A 16,012-nucleotide genomic window follows, 5' to 3' on the forward strand; every position below is an offset into this window, starting at 1 on the left:
CTCGGGCTTACGGTGCCGCCGCGGGGCCTCCGGCCTCTGCGGTGGTCCGATGTTCGTGACCCCGGCCAATGCGTCGCCGCCGGCGGCTGGGGCCCCGTCCCCACAAGCTAGTGGGCACGTGCCCACTCGTCAACGGCGGCCGGCGAGCATCAGCGTCTCGCGGATCGTCTGGTAGGCCGGTTTCGGCTGGAGATTCTCGTCGAACGGCGTCGCCGAGCCCTCGCCGGAGAAGACGCCCGGGACCCACGAGTATTTGTCGGTGAACTCCCAGACCGTGTACGAGACGCAGTGCCTGACCAGCAGACAGGCCCGCAGCATCGTGGCGAAGCCCTCGGCCTGCGCGGCCACCTTGATCGGGTCGGCGGGCAGCTGCATCCGCACGTCGACCTCGGTGAACGCGGTCTTCACGCCGAGCGCGTCGAAGCGGCGCACGTTGGCCGCGATGTCGCCGGGCAGGCCGTACTGCAGGGCGAGGTGGCCCTGGATGCCGAAGCCGCCGACCGGGACGTGCTGGGCCTGCAGCTTCTTGATCAGCGCGTAGTAGGCGTCGCTCTTCGCGTTGACGCCCTCGACGTTGTAGTCGTTGAGGAACAGGATCGCGCCCGGGTCGGCCTGGTGGGCCCAGCGGAACGCGTCCGCGATGTAGTCCGGCCCGAGCGCCCGCAGCCAGATCGTGTCGCGCAGCGTGCCGTCCTCGTTGAAGACCTCGTTCGCCACGTCCCAGGCCCAGATCTTGCCCCGGAAGTGGCCCATCTCGTCGAAGATGTGCTTGCGCAGGATGTCCTTGAGCTGGGCCGGGGTGAATGCCGCCTCGGTCAGCCAGGCCGGGTTCTGGCTGTGCCAGACCAGCGTGTGGCCGCGCACCAGCTGACCGTGCGCGCGAGCGAAGGCGACGAGCTGGTCGGCCTGTGTGAAGTCGTAGTGGCCCTGGGTCGGCTCGACCGACTCCCACTTCATCGCGTTCTCGGGAGTGACCACGTCGAACTCACGGCCCACGGCCGCTCGGTAGGGCGCGTCGTCGGTCAAGGCAGTCGCATCGACTGCGGTTCCTATGCGTACGCCCGTGCCGCGCGCCGCCGCGCGCAGGCCTTGGTCGTTGGCGGTCGCGGCGGTGGACGGGAGGGTCGCGAGACTGCCGGCCAGGAGAGCGGCGAGGGCGGCCGCACCCAGTCCTATTCGGAGCGATTTCATCGGTTTCTCCTCCTGAAGGCCCCATTCGGGATGCCGAAAGTTCCGGTGGATCCCGGAAAGCTATGTGGACCGGTGCGGTCTCGTCAATGGGCTACGTACCAGCAAGATCGTTCCGCCGGGATTTCGGCGATGGTCGAGGCAGGACTTGACGGCATAGATGACCCCCTCTACGTTACGGGGGTTCGGCCGAGATGTTTCCGAAACTCTCGGAGATGCTCGGTTCACCAGCATGCTCGACCTTCATCGCCGTCCTCGATGCAAGGGAGATTCCCTATGTCCACCAGGCGTGAGCTTTTAGCGCTCGCCTCCGGCGCGGCCGTCGCGGCCGCGGTCTCACCCGCGGGTGCGGCCGCCGCCCACGGGCGCTCCACCGAAGACGTCGGCACCTGGGCCGCCCCGCCCACGACGATCCCGCCCACCGGCATGCTGACGCTGTCCGACCAGACCGTGCGACATGTCGTCCACATCAGCACCGGCGGCGACCGGTTGCGGGTGCGGCTCACCAACGAGTTCGGCGACACGCCGCTGCGGATCGGCGAGGTCCGCCTCGCCCGCCGGAGCACCCCGGGCGCCAGCCACCGGGTCACCTTCAGCGGCCACCCGTCGGCACTGATCCCGGCCGGCGCGCCGCTGGTCAGCGACCCGGTCGACCTGCGCGTGCCGGCGGCCGACGACCTGCTCATCAGCATCTATCTGCCGTCGGCCACACCGGTCACGACGCTGTTCGCGTTCTCCTACCAGGACAACGTGATCGCCTCCGGCAACGTCACCGCGGCCCCCCAGGTGACCGCGACCCAGACCCTGCAGCAGGTGCTGTTCCTGTCCGGGGTCAGCGTGCGGTCGTCGGCGAGCGCGATCGTCACGCTCGGCGACTCGATCACCAACGGCGCCAACACCACGGCCAACCTGAACCATCGCTGGCCCGACCTGCTGGCCGCGCGGCTGCGCCGGGCCGGCCTCGACCGCGGCGTGGTCAACGTCGGCATCTCCGGCAACCGGATCCTGCACGATCCCAACCCGCCGGCCGGCAACCCGGCCGAGGCCTACGCGGCATATTTCGGGCAGAGCGCGCTGCGCCGGTTCGACCGCGACGTGCTCACCCAGCCCGGCGCCTCCGACGTGATCGTGCTGCTCGGCATCAACGACCTCGGCCACCCGGGCACCAGCGCGCCGGCGAGCGAGGTGGTCTCGGCCGACGACCTGATCGCCGGACACCGGCAGCTGATCGCCCGCTCCCGGCAGGCCGGCCTGCGGATCTTCGGCGGCACGATCCTGCCGTTCAAGGACGACACCCTCGACTTCTGGAGCGCTGAGAACGAAGGCAAACGCCAGGCGGTCAACCGCTGGATCCGTACGAGCGGGGAGTACGACGGGGTCGTCGACTTCGACCGGGCCATGCAGGCCCCCGGCGACCCGTTGCACCTCAACCCCGCGTACGACAGCGGCGACCACCTGCACCCCAACGATGCCGGCATGGTCGTGATGGCCGCCGCCGTACCCCTGAGGTTCTTCCGATGAAGTCTCTTCTCGCTCTGCTGCTCCTGTCCCCGCTGGTCGCCGCCCCCGCGGCGGCGGCCCACCCCGGCTCGCCGCCCGAGTCCGGCTACGTCGCGTTCGAGAACGGCCCCGGCCGCTTCCCCGTGGTGGGCGCGCCGATCGTCGTCAGCGCCGACGACTACTCGGGCGTGATCCGGGTCGCCGACGACCTGCAGTCCGACATCCAGAAGGTCACCGGGGTGCGCCCCGCGGTCAGCCACGGCACGACTCCGGCCGGACGAGACCCGATCATCGTCGGCACGATCGGCAAGAGCCCGCTCGTCGACTCGATCGTCGCCCGGGGCAGGCTCGACGTCAGCTCGATCAGGGGCAAGTGGGAGACGACGGTCGAGCAGGTCGTCGACAACCCGCTGCCCGGGGTGCGGCGCGCCTTCGTGATCGCCGGCTCCGACCAGCGCGGCTCGATCTACGGCGCGTACGACCTGTCCAAGAACATCGGCGTCTCGCCCTGGTACTTCTGGGACGACGTGCCGGCCGCCCACCACGCCGCGCTCTACGTGACGCCCGGGCGACACACCCAGGGCACACCGGCGGTCAAATACCGCGGGTTCTTCATCAACGACGAGAACCCGGCCACCGGCGAGTGGGCCCCGGGCTACTTCGGGCCCGGCAAGGCACCGGGCTATCCGGGCGGCCTCAACGCCGCCTACTACGCCAAGGTCTTCGAGACCATGCTGCGGCTCAAGGCCAACTACCTCTGGCCGGCCGTCTGGGGCCGGGCCTTCGCCGAGGACGACCCGCTCAACCACGCCACCGCCACGCTGTACGGCGTGGTCATGGGCACCTCGCACGAGGCACCCATGATGCGGGGCATCGAGGAGTGGAACCGGCACGCGGTCAACGGCACGGATCCGTACGGCGGGAACGGGCAGTGGAGCTTCGTGCACAACGCCGACGCGCTCAAGGCGTACTGGCGGGACGGTGCCCAGCGGATGGCCGACCAGGACATCGAGGGCGTGATCACGCTCGGCATGCGCGGCAACGGCGACACCGGCCTGCCCGACGGCGACGGCATCGGCCTGATGAGCAACATCATCGACACCCAGCGGCAGATCCTCAAGGACACCGGGCTGATCGACCGGCCCCAGGTGCAGACCCTCTACAAGGAGGTCCAGCGCTACTGGGACGAGGGCTACCGGCCACCGGACGACGTCACGGTCGTGTTCTGCGACGACAACTGGGGCAACATGCGGCGGCTCCCGCAGGCCGACGACCTGAAGCGCAGCGGCGGGTTCGGCATGTATTACCACTTCGACTACGTCGGGGCGGGCCGCAACTACAAGTGGGCCGACACCGCCAACCTCACCAACACGTGGGAGCAGCTGCACCGGGCGTACGCCTCCGGCGTCAACCGGCTGTGGATGGCGAACGTCGGCGACCTGAAGAACGAGGAGGTGCCGACCCAGTTCTTCCTCGACTACGCGTGGAATCCGAACGCGATTCCGCTGAACGGGCTCGGGGACTGGCTCACCGCGTACGCGAAGGAGAGTTTCGGCCCGGCGCTGGCGCCGGCCGTCGCGGGCCTGCTCGGCGACTACGCCCGGCTGCAGTCCCGGCGTAAGCCGGAGCTTTTGAACCGTCGCATCACCGTCGACCCGAGCAAGGACCTGAGCACCGATCCGACCGCGGTCATCAACGACGACCAGGGCAATCCGTTCAGTTTGACGGCCTATCGCGAGATGGACCGGGTGACCGCGGAATGGCAGTCGCTGGCCGCGCGGGCCGCCTACCTCCGGCAGAGGATACCGGCGGCCTGGCAGGACGCGTTCTACGAGCTCGCGTACTACGAAATCAAGGACACCGCGCTCATCTATGCGCTGCGGCAGGCCGAGTTCACGAACATCGAATATGCCGGTCAGGGCCGTGCGGCCACCAACGCCCTGGCCGATCGGGCCGAGCGGTTGTTCGCCCAGGACCAGGCGATGAGCGACTACTACAACAACTCGCTGGCCGGCGGCAAATGGGCGAACTGGCAGACCCAGCCCAAGATCGGGTACGGGGATGTCGAGCGGTACGGTCCGAACGCGCCCTGGCAGCAGCCGGAACTGAACAATGTGGCCCTGCCGGACGAGATCTACCCGCACCTGCAACGGATCACCGTGCCGTCGGCGGCCGCGATGGGTGTGGCCCTCGACGGTGGCGACGCGGTCAAGCTGCCGGCCTTCAGCCCGTGGCAGTCGCAGCCGGCGCAGTACATCGAGGTCTACAACAAGGGCACGACCGCCTTCAACTACCGGATCTCGGCCGCCCAGCCGTGGGTTCACGTCACGCCGTCCTCCGGCCGGGTGACCGATCAGATCCGCGCCACGGTGAGCGTGGACTGGCGGTTCGCGCCGCGCGGCACCTCCACCGTGCCGATCACGGTTACCGGCGCCGGAAACACGGTCACCGTCCAGGCGCCGATCAGCAATCCCACGCTCAAGCCGAGCGGATTCCTCGAGGCCGACGGATATGTGGCGATGGAGGCCGACCACTACAGCTCCAAGACCGGCGACTGGCAACTGCTGCCCGGCATCGGCCGGACCGGAAACGGGCTCACCCCCTCGAGCGGTTCACTCAGCTACACGATGACCTTGACCACGACCGGTCCGGTGAAGGTCTCGGCCTATCTGTCGCCCCGCAACAACGTCTATCCGACGAGCGGTCTGCATTACGCGGTGTCGATCGACGGCGAGACGCCGCAGGTCGTCGACATCATCCACGCGACCGGCTCGGACGACGGCACCATGAACAACCAGTGGGCCCGCAACACCTCGGACAACATCAACGTGACGACGACCGTGCACCAGGTGGACCGGCCCGGCCGGCACACGCTGACGTTCTGGATGGTCGATCCCACGGTCATCGTGCAGCGCCTGGTCGTGCAGACCGCGCCGCTTCCGTACAGCTACCTCGGGCCGCCCGAGAGCAGGAGGGCCGCATGAACCGGCGTACGCTCCTCGGCCTTGGTGCCGCCGCGCCGGCGGCGCTGGCACTTCCCTCCCCCCACCCGGCGGGGAAAAGGCGCTGGATCCACACCTGGGTCTCGATGCCCCAGCTGACCGAGCCGGGCAACCTGCCGCCGGCGCCGTTCACCGGCGCCGACTCGACGCTGGTCGACACGACGCTGCGGCAGACCGTGCACACCTCGATCGGCGGGTCGCAGGTGCGGGTGCGGTTCTCCAACGCCTTCGGCGGGGCGGCGCTCCCGATCACCGCGGCGTCGGTCGCGTTGCCGGCCGGCGGCGCGGCCGGGGTCTCGGCGATCCGCCCCGGCAGCAGCCGGCCGCTGACCTTCAGCGGGCGCCCGTCCACGGTCGTGCCGATGGGCGCCCAGGTGGTCTCCGACCCGGTCGACTTCCCGGTCGCGCCGATGTCCAACCTGACGGTCTCGTGCTACCTGGCGTCGGGGCAGGCGACGCTCAGCCTGACCTCGCATCCGGGTTCCCGCACCACGACCCACCTCGTCAACGGCGACCACCACCTCGACGGCGACCTGCCCGGCTCGGCCGGGGCCGACCACTGGTACCTGCTCAGCGGGGTGGAAGTCGTCGGCACCGGGTCCGCGCTGGTGATCGTCGGCGACTCCCTGACCGACGGCCGGGGGTCCACCACCAACGGCAACGACCGGTGGCCCGACCAGCTGCTGTCCCGGCTGCACGGCCGGATCCCGGTGCTCAACCAGGCGGCCGGCGGCAACCGCATCCTCAACGACGGCCTCGGGCCCAGCGTGCTCGCCCGCCTCGACCGGGACGTGCTGGCGCTCGGCGCGGTCGGCTGGATGCTGATCTTCGAAGGGGTCAACGACATCGGCACGGCCGACGCCACCGACGCCGCCCAGCGCCAGGTGACCGACGACCTGATCGCGGCGTTCCGGCAGATCGTGACCCGGACTTCGGCCCGGGACATCGCGGTCTACGGCGCGACGATCACGCCGTTCGGCGGCAACACCGGCTACGACGACGCCGGCGGACTCCGCGAGAGGTCACGGCAGGCGGTCAACTCCTGGATCCGGCACAGCCGTACGTTCGACGCGGTGGTCGACTTCGACGCGGCCGTGCGCGATCCGGCCAACCCGCGGCGGATCCTCCCGGCGTACGACGTGGGGGACGAGCTGCACCTGACCCCGGCCGGTTACGGCGCGCTCGCCGCCGCCGTGCCGCCCGGGCTGTTCACCACCGCCCGGGCACCGTCCGCCCAGGTGGCGCCGGTCTAGCCGGCGCGCATTTTCCGCCGCCGGTCGTGGGCCCAGCAGCCGCGACCGGCGGCGGTTTCACACACGCCACGCATAGACGACGCCCGTGTAGGGCGAGAAGATCACCGCCACGATCCGGGCGTCGCCCGGGATCTCGCCGGTCACCCAGCCGGTCTGCGCCTTGCCGCCCGGCTCGCCGTGCAACGGATCGAACGGCGGCGCGGCCGTGGTGGTGACGAAGCCGGGAATCCAGTTCCGTCCCCGGCTGTCGATGAACGTCGTCGTGATCTCCGGGTTGAACGGCCAGGTCCTGGTGCCCACGCTCCGCAGCCGCAGCTGCACCGAGTACGCCCGGCGGCCGGCCTTCACGCCCGCGCCGGCCGGCGTCGGGTCCATGATCTTGAGCGGCGTGACCTCGAGCCGTTCGCCGGGCAGCCGGTCGGCGACCTGAGTCGCGCCCAGCCCCGGCCAGTTTCCCGGCCGGTAGGGCGGCGGCCGGACCGGCCCGGCCGGCTTCGACGCGTCGGCGACCAGGCTGTCGATGGCGAAGTAGCTCAGCTCGACCGCGGCCGGCACCTCGAAGTTCACCCGGCCGCGCCGCTCGTCACCGGGCATCAGCTCGGCGTTGTCGAGGTCGTCCCGCCCCTCGGTCTCCTCGACGTACGGCTGGTAGAAGTCGCCGTTCGCGGTCACGAGCCTCATCTTCGAGAACAGATCGACGGTCACGACCGACGAGTGGGCGAGCAGCCGGAGGCCGAAGCTGACCAGCCGGCACCCGGTGTCCGGCGTGCCCTCCGGCAGGGGGTCGAGCACCTCGGTCACCTGGGCGTCGACCAGGCCGCCGCCGCCCAGCACCGGTCTGGTCGTGCCGACCGGCTCGGGAGGGCGCGGCGCCGCCGTGGGTGCCGTGCCGTCGGGCGGGCAGCCGGCGGGTGGTGGGGGCCCGGTGTGGCCGGCACAGCCCGCGAGCAGCATCGCAACGACGAGGCCGGCCGCAGCCGGCCGACGGGGAGCCATGACCGACATCGTGCCGACCAGGCACAACACCACCGAGCGAGCCCGCCCGACGCCAGCCGGCTGAGCCCGCCCGGCTGAGCCCGCCCGGCTGAGCCCGCCCGGCTGAGCCCGCCCGGCTGAGCCCGCCCGGGACCCATTGGCCGAGGCCGCCCAGCGAGGCGGCCTAGCGGGCCAGCTCGTTCAGCCAGTCGCGGAGCAGGGCGGTCTCGGTCGGGCGGAACGGCAGGATAGCCGGGTCGGCGGTGGCCAGGGTGGCGTTCAGGGCCAGGGCCTGTGAGGCCAACCCGGGGGCGGCGGACGCCGGCGGGTCGGTGGTCAGGGCGGCGACGATCGTCTCCCGCATCTTCGCCGAGATCGACGGGTCGCGGGCGTCCGGCGGCAGGCCGAGCAGGGACAGCGTCACCCCGGTGATGGCGGCCACCGACAGGGCTGCGGCCACGGGCGGGGGCACACGCAACCGGCCGGCGGCGGCCACCCGGTCGAAGAACTTCAGCAGGAGCGCGTGTGCCTCGTCGGCGGCGGGCGGTCGGCGCCCCGGGCGGTCGGTGCCGAACATCAGCACGTAGAAGGCCGGGTGACGCAGCCCGAATTCGACGTGCGTGTCCCAGCCTCGGCGCAGGTCGGCAACGGGGTCGTCGGTGGGGGTCAGCGTGTGTTTCTCGTCGAGGTAGATGTCGAAGGCGTGGACGGCCAGCGCCGCCAGCAGCCCGTCCATGTCGCCGAAGAGCTGGTACAGGGAGGCGGCCCGGATGCCGGCGGCCGCGGCCACCGAACGGGTCGAGACGGCCCGGGCGCCGTCCCGCTCCAGAATCCCGGCCGCCGCCTCGAGGATCTGCTGCCGGCTGCGGCTCTTGGTCTCGTCCACCGTTGCAATGCTACCGCATTCGGCGTATCACTGATTCGGAACAGTGATACGGCTTGGAGGGGATCAGTGAACCGAGTTGGTTACGGTGCGATGCGGCTGGCCGGTCCGAACGTGTGGGGCCGACCGGCCGATCCCGAAGCGGCGCGCGCGATGCTGCGGTCGGCGGTCGAGCTGGGCGTCACGTTGTTCGACACCGCGAACGCCTACGGCCCGCGTACGGTCAATCAGTTGATCGGCGAAGCGCTGAAGCCCTGGCCGGAAGGCGTGATCGTCGGGAACAAGGTCGGCGCCGGGCGGGGCCCGGACCGGTCGTGGATCCTCACCCACCACCCCGGCACCGTCCGCCGGCAGGTCCATGAGGCGCTGACCGACATGGGCACCGAGGCCAGCGAGCTCACCTACCTGCGGCTGGCCGGCGACACGCCCGGCGTGGGCAGCGAGGTGCCGCTGGAGGACGCCCTCGGCGTGCTCGTCGAGCTGCGGGAACAAGGCCTCGTACGCCGGATCGGCCTCTCCGGAGCGTCGCCCGAGATGCTGGCCCGCGCGCAGAGGATGACGCCGATCGCCGCCGTTCAGAACCGTTTCAACCTGCTCGACCGCAGCGGCGTTCAGGTCCTGGCCGCCTGCGAGGCGCAGGGCATCCTGTTCGTCCCGTACTTCCCGCTCGGAGCCGGCAGACTCACCGACTTCGTCGAACTGCTCGCGCCCGCTCGGCGGCTCGGGGCCACGCCGGCGCAAGTGGCTCTGGGCTGGCTGCTGCGCCGGTCCCCGGCCGTGGTCGTCATCCCGGGCACGGCCGACCCCGGTCACCTGCGCTCCAACGTCGCCGCCGCCGGGGTCGCCGACCGGCTGACCGACGCCGAGGTGGCCCGGCTGACCGCCCTGGCCGACGAGTCGAAAGCGACCCTCGGCGCCTGACCCGTCAGCGGGCGTGGGCGTGGCTGCGGCGCTCGGCCTTGACCCGGTACATCGCGGCGTCGGCCTCGCGCAGCAGCTGTTCGGCGTCCCCGGCCGGGCCGGACGCCGCGCCCACGCTCGCACCGACCTGCACCGGCCCTCCCAGCAGGGGGATGGGTTCGGCCAACGACTCGGTGATCAGAGTAGCCAGCGACTCGGCGGCGGCCAGGGCGGCGCCCGGCAGGAGAACCGCGAACTCGTCGCCGCCCAGGCGGATCGCGCTCCCGCCGGCGCCGGCCAGGACGCCCAGCCGGTGGGCGACCGCGACCAGCACCTGGTCGCCCGCGTGGTGGCCGCGCTCGTCGTTGATCGGTTTGAAGCCGTCCAGGTCGACCAGCAGGATGCCGAGGACGTCGCCGGCCGGGGTGCCGCGCAGCTTCTGATCGAGCAGGGTGCGGTTGCCGAGGCCGGTCAGGCCGTCGTGGGTGGCCTGGTGGCGCAGTTCGTCTTGCAGGGCGCGCGCCTCGGTGATGTCGCGGGCGTTGAGCACGATGCCGTCGACGCTCGGGTTGTCGCTCAGGTCGGCGCCGACGATGTCGAGCCAGCGCAGGCTGCCGTCGGCGTGCCGCATGCGCAGCTGGGCGTTGACGTCGACGCCCGGTGCCGCGGCCAGCCGGGCGAACAAGGCGTCGAGCCGCGGCCGGTCCTCCACCAGGGCGTGCGTGCCGAGCAGGGTGCCGGTGAGGCGGGACGGGTCGACGCCTAGCACGCGCCGGCTGGCCGGGCTGGTGTACCGGATGAGGCCGTCCCCGCCGACCACCAGGGTCACGTCGGACGAGTGCTGCACCAGCGAGCCGAACCATTCGCGCTGGCGGTCGCGCTCGGCCAGCAGCCGCTCGTTGTCGTGGAAGGCGGCCAGTTGACGGCCCACCACCAGCGTGGTGATCACCAGGGTGCCGACCGCGACGCCCCACACCCGGATGTCGGCGTGCAACTTGAGCAGCACCACGACGAGCAGCACCTGAGTGACCGCGACGGCCACGTAGGGGAGTCGGCTCGACTGTCGCGCGGGCGAGGCCGGGGCCGGGCCGGTGGCCACCGTGAGCACCTCCTGGAAGCGCAGGCTCGCGGTGGTCAGCATGCACGGGACCAGCTGGGTCAGGAACGTCATCCGCGGGTCGTTGGTGCCGGTCAGCGTCGTGACCATGGTCGAGCCGAACCCGGTGCCGGCCAGCCCGATGCAGGCGAGCAGGGCCGGCGCCCGGCTGAACGGGGCCGAGCCGCTCATCACGAACTTGAGCAGGGCGAACGCGATCAGCAGCATGACCGCGCAGGTCGCCGCCCCGGCGTAGCGCTGCGGGCGGTCGCCGGTGGTCAGCACCGTGGCGACCGAGAAGTACCAGAGGAACACCGCGATGCCGGTCAGCGCGGTCGCCGTGTCGAGCCACAGGCGCAGGCGCTGACGGCCCGACCCGCCGAGCGGATGGGCGAGCATCGTCAGCACGACCGACGACATGCCGACCACCACGAAACCGGTCTGCACGATGCTGGTCGCCTTGTCCTGCGGGTTGAGGATGACCCGGACCGCCTGGTAGCCGTCGCCGATCGTGCAGCTCGCACCGGCCAGGATCACCGCCCGCCAGAACCGGCGGGCATATCGCGACCCGGCGGTCGCCCGGCTCAGGCGTACGGCGAGGGCCGCGGTGAGAAAGTCGAGGCCGAACTGGAGAACCCACGACGAGACGACCGCGCTCGGCGCCCCGGCGAACCAGAACCAGGGGAACGCGGCCACGGTGACGGCGGCCATGGCGACGAGCACCGGGTCGGCCCACGGCCGCCGTGCCTTGATCCCCACCCGAGTCGCTTCCATTGGCCGCACCGATCGGCGTCCGATGCGGCGACGTGAGATAACCGTAGGATTCGGTGGTGACTGTCATTCCGATCCGGCTCGTCGGTGACCCGGTGCTGCGGCAGCCGGCCGCCGAGGTGGCCGACTTCGACGCCGAGCTGCGCACGCTGGTGTCCGACCTCCGCGAGACCCTGGCCGACCGGGGCGGCGCCGGGCTGGCCGCGCCCCAGCTCGGGGTGGGCCGGCGCGTCTTCGTGATCGCGCCCCAGCTGGTCGACGGCGGCGTCGATCACCTGGTCAACCCGGTGCTCGACTTCCCCGACGACGAGGAGCAGGGCGGCCCCGAGGGCTGCCTGTCGATCCCCGGCATCTACCTCGACACGAAGCGGCGTCTCAACGTGGTGGCCAAGGGCTTCACCCAGCACGGCGACCCGGTGCAGGTGGTCGGCGACGGCCTGCTCTCGCGCTGCATCCAGCACGAGACCGACCACCTCGACGGCGTGCTCTTCATCGACCGGCAGGACCCGTCCCAGCAGCAGCGCCTGCTGGCGACTCTGCGGGAGGCGGCCTGGTTCGACGCGACGGTGAAGGCGAGCCCGCATTAGTTCGGCCCGGAGGGGGTAAGCGCTGGTCATGACCAGCGCAAACTTCAGCGAAGTCCAGACCCTCCTCGAGGATCTGGACTTCCCTGCCGAACGGGACCACATCGTCGCGCACGCCGAGGCTCGTGGCGCGCCCGCCGACTCGCCCGCGGTCAAGGCGCTCCGCGCCCTGCCGCCCGACGTCTATCGCGATATCTCGGAGGTCCGCAGCTCCGTCGCTCTGAACGACGAGCCGCCGGACTGAGACGACAGCGGGCCCGGCCACCAGGGCTTCCCGTTCCCGGTGGCCGGGCCTCTGCCAGCCGGCGGGCCTACGTCTCACGCGGGGGGTCGGGCACGCGAGACGTAGCGCCGGCGGTGGGGGCCGGTTGTCAGCTGAATCGAGCCGCGATCCAGTCCGCCACGAGGCTGGTCGTCGCCGTGACCGCGCCGTCGTGGTCGGCCCCTTGGACAGGGACGAACTGCACGGGCTGGGAGTACTGCTGCAACTCGGGCAGCAAGGCCTCAGCCGTGATGTCGTAGGGCACTGCCGCGTCCTCGGTGCCCTGGATCAGAAGGATCGGTGCGCTCGACGGCTGCTGGGCCGGGTTCGCGAAGTGCACCAGTTCGTTGACGACAGGCGTGGAGAGCGCGCCGCCGACCAGGAGCTGCGAGGCGGTCAGCGACTGGTACGTCGAGAGGATCTCGTTGAGGCAGCCGGCGGCGAGCACCGGCGTACGCATCTTGGCCGGGCTGGCGAGCGGGCTGGTCGCGCTGAACGTCGTGTCGACCGTCTGCAGGCCGTAGAGCGCCATCACCAGGTAGCCCTGGCCGGGCGTGCCCGGGATCAGGGGAGCGAAAAGGTCGGCGTTCGAGACCGGGGCGATCGCCGAGACGCCCTTCAGCGTCAGGTTCCCGTCGTACGAGGGAGCCAGCTCACCGGCGAACAGCGCGCCCTGGCCACCCTGGGAGTGGCCGTCGATCGCGTACTGCGTGCTGAGCGCGGAGTCGAGGTTGCGCGCCGCCTTGACGCTGTCGATGATCGCCCGGCCCTCGCTGCCGCCGATCAGGTACGGGTGGGACTGTGACGTGCCGAGCCCCGGGTAGTCGGGCGCGGCGACCGTGAAGCCCTTGGCCAGCAGCGCCGCGACGGCGGCCCGGGCCTCGGGCCAGAAGACGTTGAAGTTGGTGGACGGGGTGCACTGGTCGGCCAGCCCGGTGGTGCCGTGGGCCCAGACCACGGTCCTGTTCACCTTGCCGGTCTTCGGGGTCATGACCAGGCCGGTGGCCGTGATCGCGGAGCCGCTGACCGAGGTCGTGTAGTAGGTGATGCGCTTCCCGGTGGCGAGGGGCGCCAGCTCGGGCGGCAGGGTCGCCGCGGTCGAGGACTGGATGGAGCCCGGTGTCGTGGCCGCGTTCGCGGGCGAGCCACTCACGGTGAGCCCGGCGGTGGTGAGGACAGCGACTGCCAGCAGCACAGGCGCTTTCCGCCGGAAGGCGTGCGACATCAACGGTTCCTTTCGGGGTGTGTTTTCCGGGCAGGGAGCAGCCCGGAATGAATTACTAAAGAGGAAGAGAAAATTCAGCGGGTGCAGGCGAAATGGTCGGCGATCCGCCGGAGAGCGTTGATGGTCTCCAGGTCACGGGCGGGATCGTCCTGGGTCGGCCAGGCGCTGCACTTGACGATCACGACATCGGCGGCGGGGTCGACGAACAGGTATTGTCCGTGCACGCCGAGTCCGGTGAACGCGTCGAAACAGGCGCTGCCGAGCGTCCACCACTGGTTCGCGTACCCGTAGTGGTCGTAACCGCTCGGTCCGAGCGCGCCCACCGCCAGCTGGGGGAGGTCGCTGCCGCGGCTGCGGCGCACCCAGTCGCGGGGGACGATCTGGCGGTCGCCGGCCACGCCGTCGTGGGCCATGAGCAGGCCGAGGCGGGCGAGGTCGCGCGGGGTGGCGTTGAACGAGCCGGCCCCGATGGCGGTGCGGGGGCGGGCCCGGGTGAGCCAGTAGAAGGCGTCGCGGTCGGCGCCGAGGTGCCGCCACAGGCGGTCGGACAGGTACGCCGCGAGGGACATGCCGGTCGCCGCCTCGAGCACCCAGCCGAGCACCTGGGCGTCGAAGGTCGAGTAGTTGAACCGCTCGCCGGGCTCGGCCGTGCGGCGGGCTGATTTGATCACCTCGGCGACGTTGCCGCCGCCCATCACGGCCTGCTCGAAGCGCTTGATGCCGCTGTCGGACACGTCCCACGTCTCGAGTCCGCCGACCCCGCTGGTCATCGTGAGCAGCTCTTCGAGGGTGGTGGATTCGTAGGCCGTGCCGGCGAAGTCGGGGCGGTAGTCGGTGACGCAGTCCTTGACGCTGCCGATCTCGCCGGCGGCCAGCGCGATGCCGACGAGCATCGAGGTGACCGACTTGGAGACCGAGAACTGCTGCATGCGGGTGCGGGGGCCGGCGAAGGCACCCGGATAGTACTCGTGGACGATCGCGCCGTTGTGCAGCACGACGAACGCGGTGGTGAAGGTGCGGCGGTGCAGCTCGGTGAGGCTGTGGTCGCGGCCGTCGAACCAGTAGGTCAGGTTGAGCGGCTGCGGGTCGCGAGGGATCGGCCGGTGATGCCCGGGGCCACGGGACACCCGCTCGGTCGGCATCAGCCAGTTCATGTGAGTGAAGGTCCACTCGTTGAACGGCCGGCGCATGATCAGGTCACCCTGCCGGTCCCACCAGGACGGATCCTTGGGCGGGGTCGGAACGGCCGGGCGCTCAGTGGTGCTGGTCATGGGTTGCGCCCGTCGAAGGGGGGATGCTGGAAGACCTCGTGGAGGGTCTGGTGGTCGGGGGAGTCGATCGGGACCAGGTAGCCGCGGAGGATGCCGAGCACGGCCTTGCCGAGCAGGTTTCCGGACGGGTCGTCGCCGGCCACCCCGGCATTGGGGTCGCCGAGGTGCCGGATGGCGAAGCCCTCGGTCAGCGCGGCGAAGATGTTGGTGAACTCCTGGATCGTGATGCCGTCGCGCAGCCGGTAGCCGCGGGCCGCCATGAAGGCCTCGTAGATCTTGCTCCACGGCTCGAGGGCGCCCGCGTACTGATTCGCGATCGACTCGTGGATGCCGTCGTTGCGGTCGGCGGTGGCGACGACGACCAGTTGCAGGCGGAACAGCGGCATCCGGCAGATCGCCATCAGCTCGTAGTAGGTGGCCCGCTCGACGGCGTCGACGAAGCTGTCGCCGGTGATCAGCCAGTCGCCGCGGGTCTCGATGCCGGCGCCGTACTGCGGGTCGTAGTTCATGGCGTGGAAGAGGAACGAGAGCAGGTCGTTGAGGTAGTCGTCGTGGCTGGCCCAGGTCGACCGGTACGGCCCGGTGCCGCGCTGCCGCAGGAACGGCGGCTCGAGCTCGGCCACCTCGCGGGACAGCGCACGCTCCGACAGGAAGTGCAACCCCGACCAGAACTCCTTGCGACCGTCACCCACGCATGCGACCTCGAGGGGCGTGCCCAGGTGCCGCTCGACGAGGTTGGCGCCAGCCTTGAGGTAGGACGCGACCTTGAGCGAGTTGATCAGGGCCGCCCGGGTCGACTCCCGGACACCCTTCACGCGGGAAACGATGCCGGAAAAGTCCTGGCTGTAGGGGTATGGCAGGTCCTTCTTGCCGTACGTCATGAGGTGATTCTTGTCGGATTCCGGGACATCTCAAGTGCGCGCATGCGTAGTACTTGAAGTCCTGTCCTTCGTGCAGAAGCCCCGGAAGATTAATCTCACTTTAAGTGAACGGATGAATGCGCTCCGAAAGTGAATCGGGGCCCCCCCCACCCCCCCGGGGCGCGGTAAACCCCCCCCGGGCGAGTTTATGGTGCCGCGGCCCCCCAATCCCCCCCACCACC

Annotated in this window: 13 protein-coding genes; 6 read left to right on the forward strand and 7 right to left on the reverse strand. The window is 70.7% G+C overall.

Features of this window, described 5'->3' with window-relative positions; genetic code table 11:
* Positions 1-129 precede the first annotated feature (129 nt).
* Positions 130-1,191 (reverse strand): endo-1,4-beta-xylanase, encoded by a 1,062-nt coding sequence (locus tag AB0M88_RS49620; protein ID WP_364114670.1) that lies wholly within the window; start codon positions 1,189-1,191, stop codon positions 130-132.
* 273 nt (positions 1,192-1,464) lie between these two features.
* On the opposite strand from AB0M88_RS49620, the gene AB0M88_RS49625 reads away from it, so the two are divergent.
* Genes AB0M88_RS49625 through AB0M88_RS49635 form a run of 3 tightly spaced genes read left to right on the forward strand, consistent with a single transcriptional unit; the run spans position 1,465 to position 6,943 of the window.
* On the forward strand, positions 1,465-2,709 hold the full coding sequence (locus tag AB0M88_RS49625; RefSeq protein WP_364114672.1) for an SGNH/GDSL hydrolase family protein: 1,245 nt from the start codon (positions 1,465-1,467) through the stop codon (positions 2,707-2,709).
* The gene (locus AB0M88_RS49630) at positions 2,706-5,672 is read left to right on the forward strand and encodes a glycosyl hydrolase 115 family protein (RefSeq protein WP_364114674.1); all 2,967 of its coding nucleotides are present in this window, start codon (positions 2,706-2,708) and stop codon (positions 5,670-5,672) included. The genes AB0M88_RS49625 and AB0M88_RS49630 overlap by 4 nt, the downstream gene beginning before the upstream one ends.
* Positions 5,669-6,943, forward strand: a complete 1,275-nt coding sequence (locus AB0M88_RS49635) for an SGNH/GDSL hydrolase family protein (protein WP_364114676.1) — start codon at positions 5,669-5,671, stop codon at positions 6,941-6,943. The genes AB0M88_RS49630 and AB0M88_RS49635 overlap by 4 nt, the downstream gene beginning before the upstream one ends.
* 57 nt (positions 6,944-7,000) lie before the next feature.
* On the opposite strand, the gene AB0M88_RS49640 is transcribed toward AB0M88_RS49635, so the two are convergent.
* Both AB0M88_RS49640 and AB0M88_RS49645 read right to left on the reverse strand, forming a co-directional pair.
* Positions 7,001-7,939, reverse strand: a complete 939-nt coding sequence (locus tag AB0M88_RS49640; protein WP_364114678.1) for a hypothetical protein — start codon at positions 7,937-7,939, stop codon at positions 7,001-7,003.
* 163 nt (positions 7,940-8,102) lie between these two features.
* The gene (locus AB0M88_RS49645) at positions 8,103-8,804 is read right to left on the reverse strand and encodes a TetR/AcrR family transcriptional regulator (RefSeq protein WP_364114680.1); all 702 of its coding nucleotides are present in this window, start codon (positions 8,802-8,804) and stop codon (positions 8,103-8,105) included.
* 66 nt (positions 8,805-8,870) lie between these two features.
* Between AB0M88_RS49645 and AB0M88_RS49650 the strand changes: the two genes are divergently transcribed.
* The gene (locus AB0M88_RS49650) at positions 8,871-9,722 is read left to right on the forward strand and encodes an aldo/keto reductase (protein ID WP_364114682.1); all 852 of its coding nucleotides are present in this window, start codon (positions 8,871-8,873) and stop codon (positions 9,720-9,722) included.
* 4 nt (positions 9,723-9,726) lie between these two features.
* Here AB0M88_RS49650 and AB0M88_RS49655 read toward each other — a convergent pair whose 3' ends face one another.
* Positions 9,727-11,571: a diguanylate cyclase gene (locus tag AB0M88_RS49655; RefSeq protein WP_364114684.1), complete on the reverse strand. Its 1,845-nt coding sequence runs from the start codon at positions 11,569-11,571 to the stop codon at positions 9,727-9,729.
* A gap of 56 nt (positions 11,572-11,627) precedes the next feature.
* Here AB0M88_RS49655 and def point away from each other — a divergent pair, with 56 nt between their 5' ends.
* Positions 11,628-12,155, forward strand: coding sequence for a peptide deformylase (def, locus tag AB0M88_RS49660; protein ID WP_364114686.1), 528 nt, complete (start codon positions 11,628-11,630; stop codon positions 12,153-12,155).
* 28 nt (positions 12,156-12,183) lie between these two features.
* Positions 12,184-12,396, forward strand: coding sequence for a DUF2795 domain-containing protein (locus tag AB0M88_RS49665; RefSeq protein ID WP_364114688.1), 213 nt, complete (start codon positions 12,184-12,186; stop codon positions 12,394-12,396).
* Between the two features lie 127 nt (positions 12,397-12,523).
* On the opposite strand, the gene AB0M88_RS49670 is transcribed toward AB0M88_RS49665, so the two are convergent.
* The 3 genes from AB0M88_RS49670 to AB0M88_RS49680 all read right to left on the reverse strand — a co-directional run bounded on the left by AB0M88_RS49670 (position 12,524) and on the right by AB0M88_RS49680 (position 15,791).
* A complete protein-coding gene (locus tag AB0M88_RS49670) occupies positions 12,524-13,639 on the reverse strand; it encodes an alpha/beta fold hydrolase (RefSeq protein ID WP_364114690.1) in 1,116 nt (371 codons plus the stop codon).
* A 74-nt stretch (positions 13,640-13,713) separates the two neighbouring features.
* Positions 13,714-14,910, reverse strand: a complete 1,197-nt coding sequence (locus AB0M88_RS49675) for a serine hydrolase (protein WP_364114692.1) — start codon at positions 14,908-14,910, stop codon at positions 13,714-13,716.
* Complete coding sequence (locus tag AB0M88_RS49680) at positions 14,907-15,791, reverse strand: hypothetical protein (protein WP_364114693.1); 885 nt, start codon at positions 15,789-15,791, stop codon at positions 14,907-14,909. Before AB0M88_RS49680 ends, AB0M88_RS49675 begins: the two co-directional genes overlap by 4 nt.
* Positions 15,792-16,012: the final 221 nt, after the last annotated feature.

It is taken from the genome of Actinoplanes sp. NPDC051411 (assembly GCF_040682075.1).
Taxonomy (GTDB): Bacteria; Actinomycetota; Actinomycetes; order Mycobacteriales; family Micromonosporaceae; genus Actinoplanes.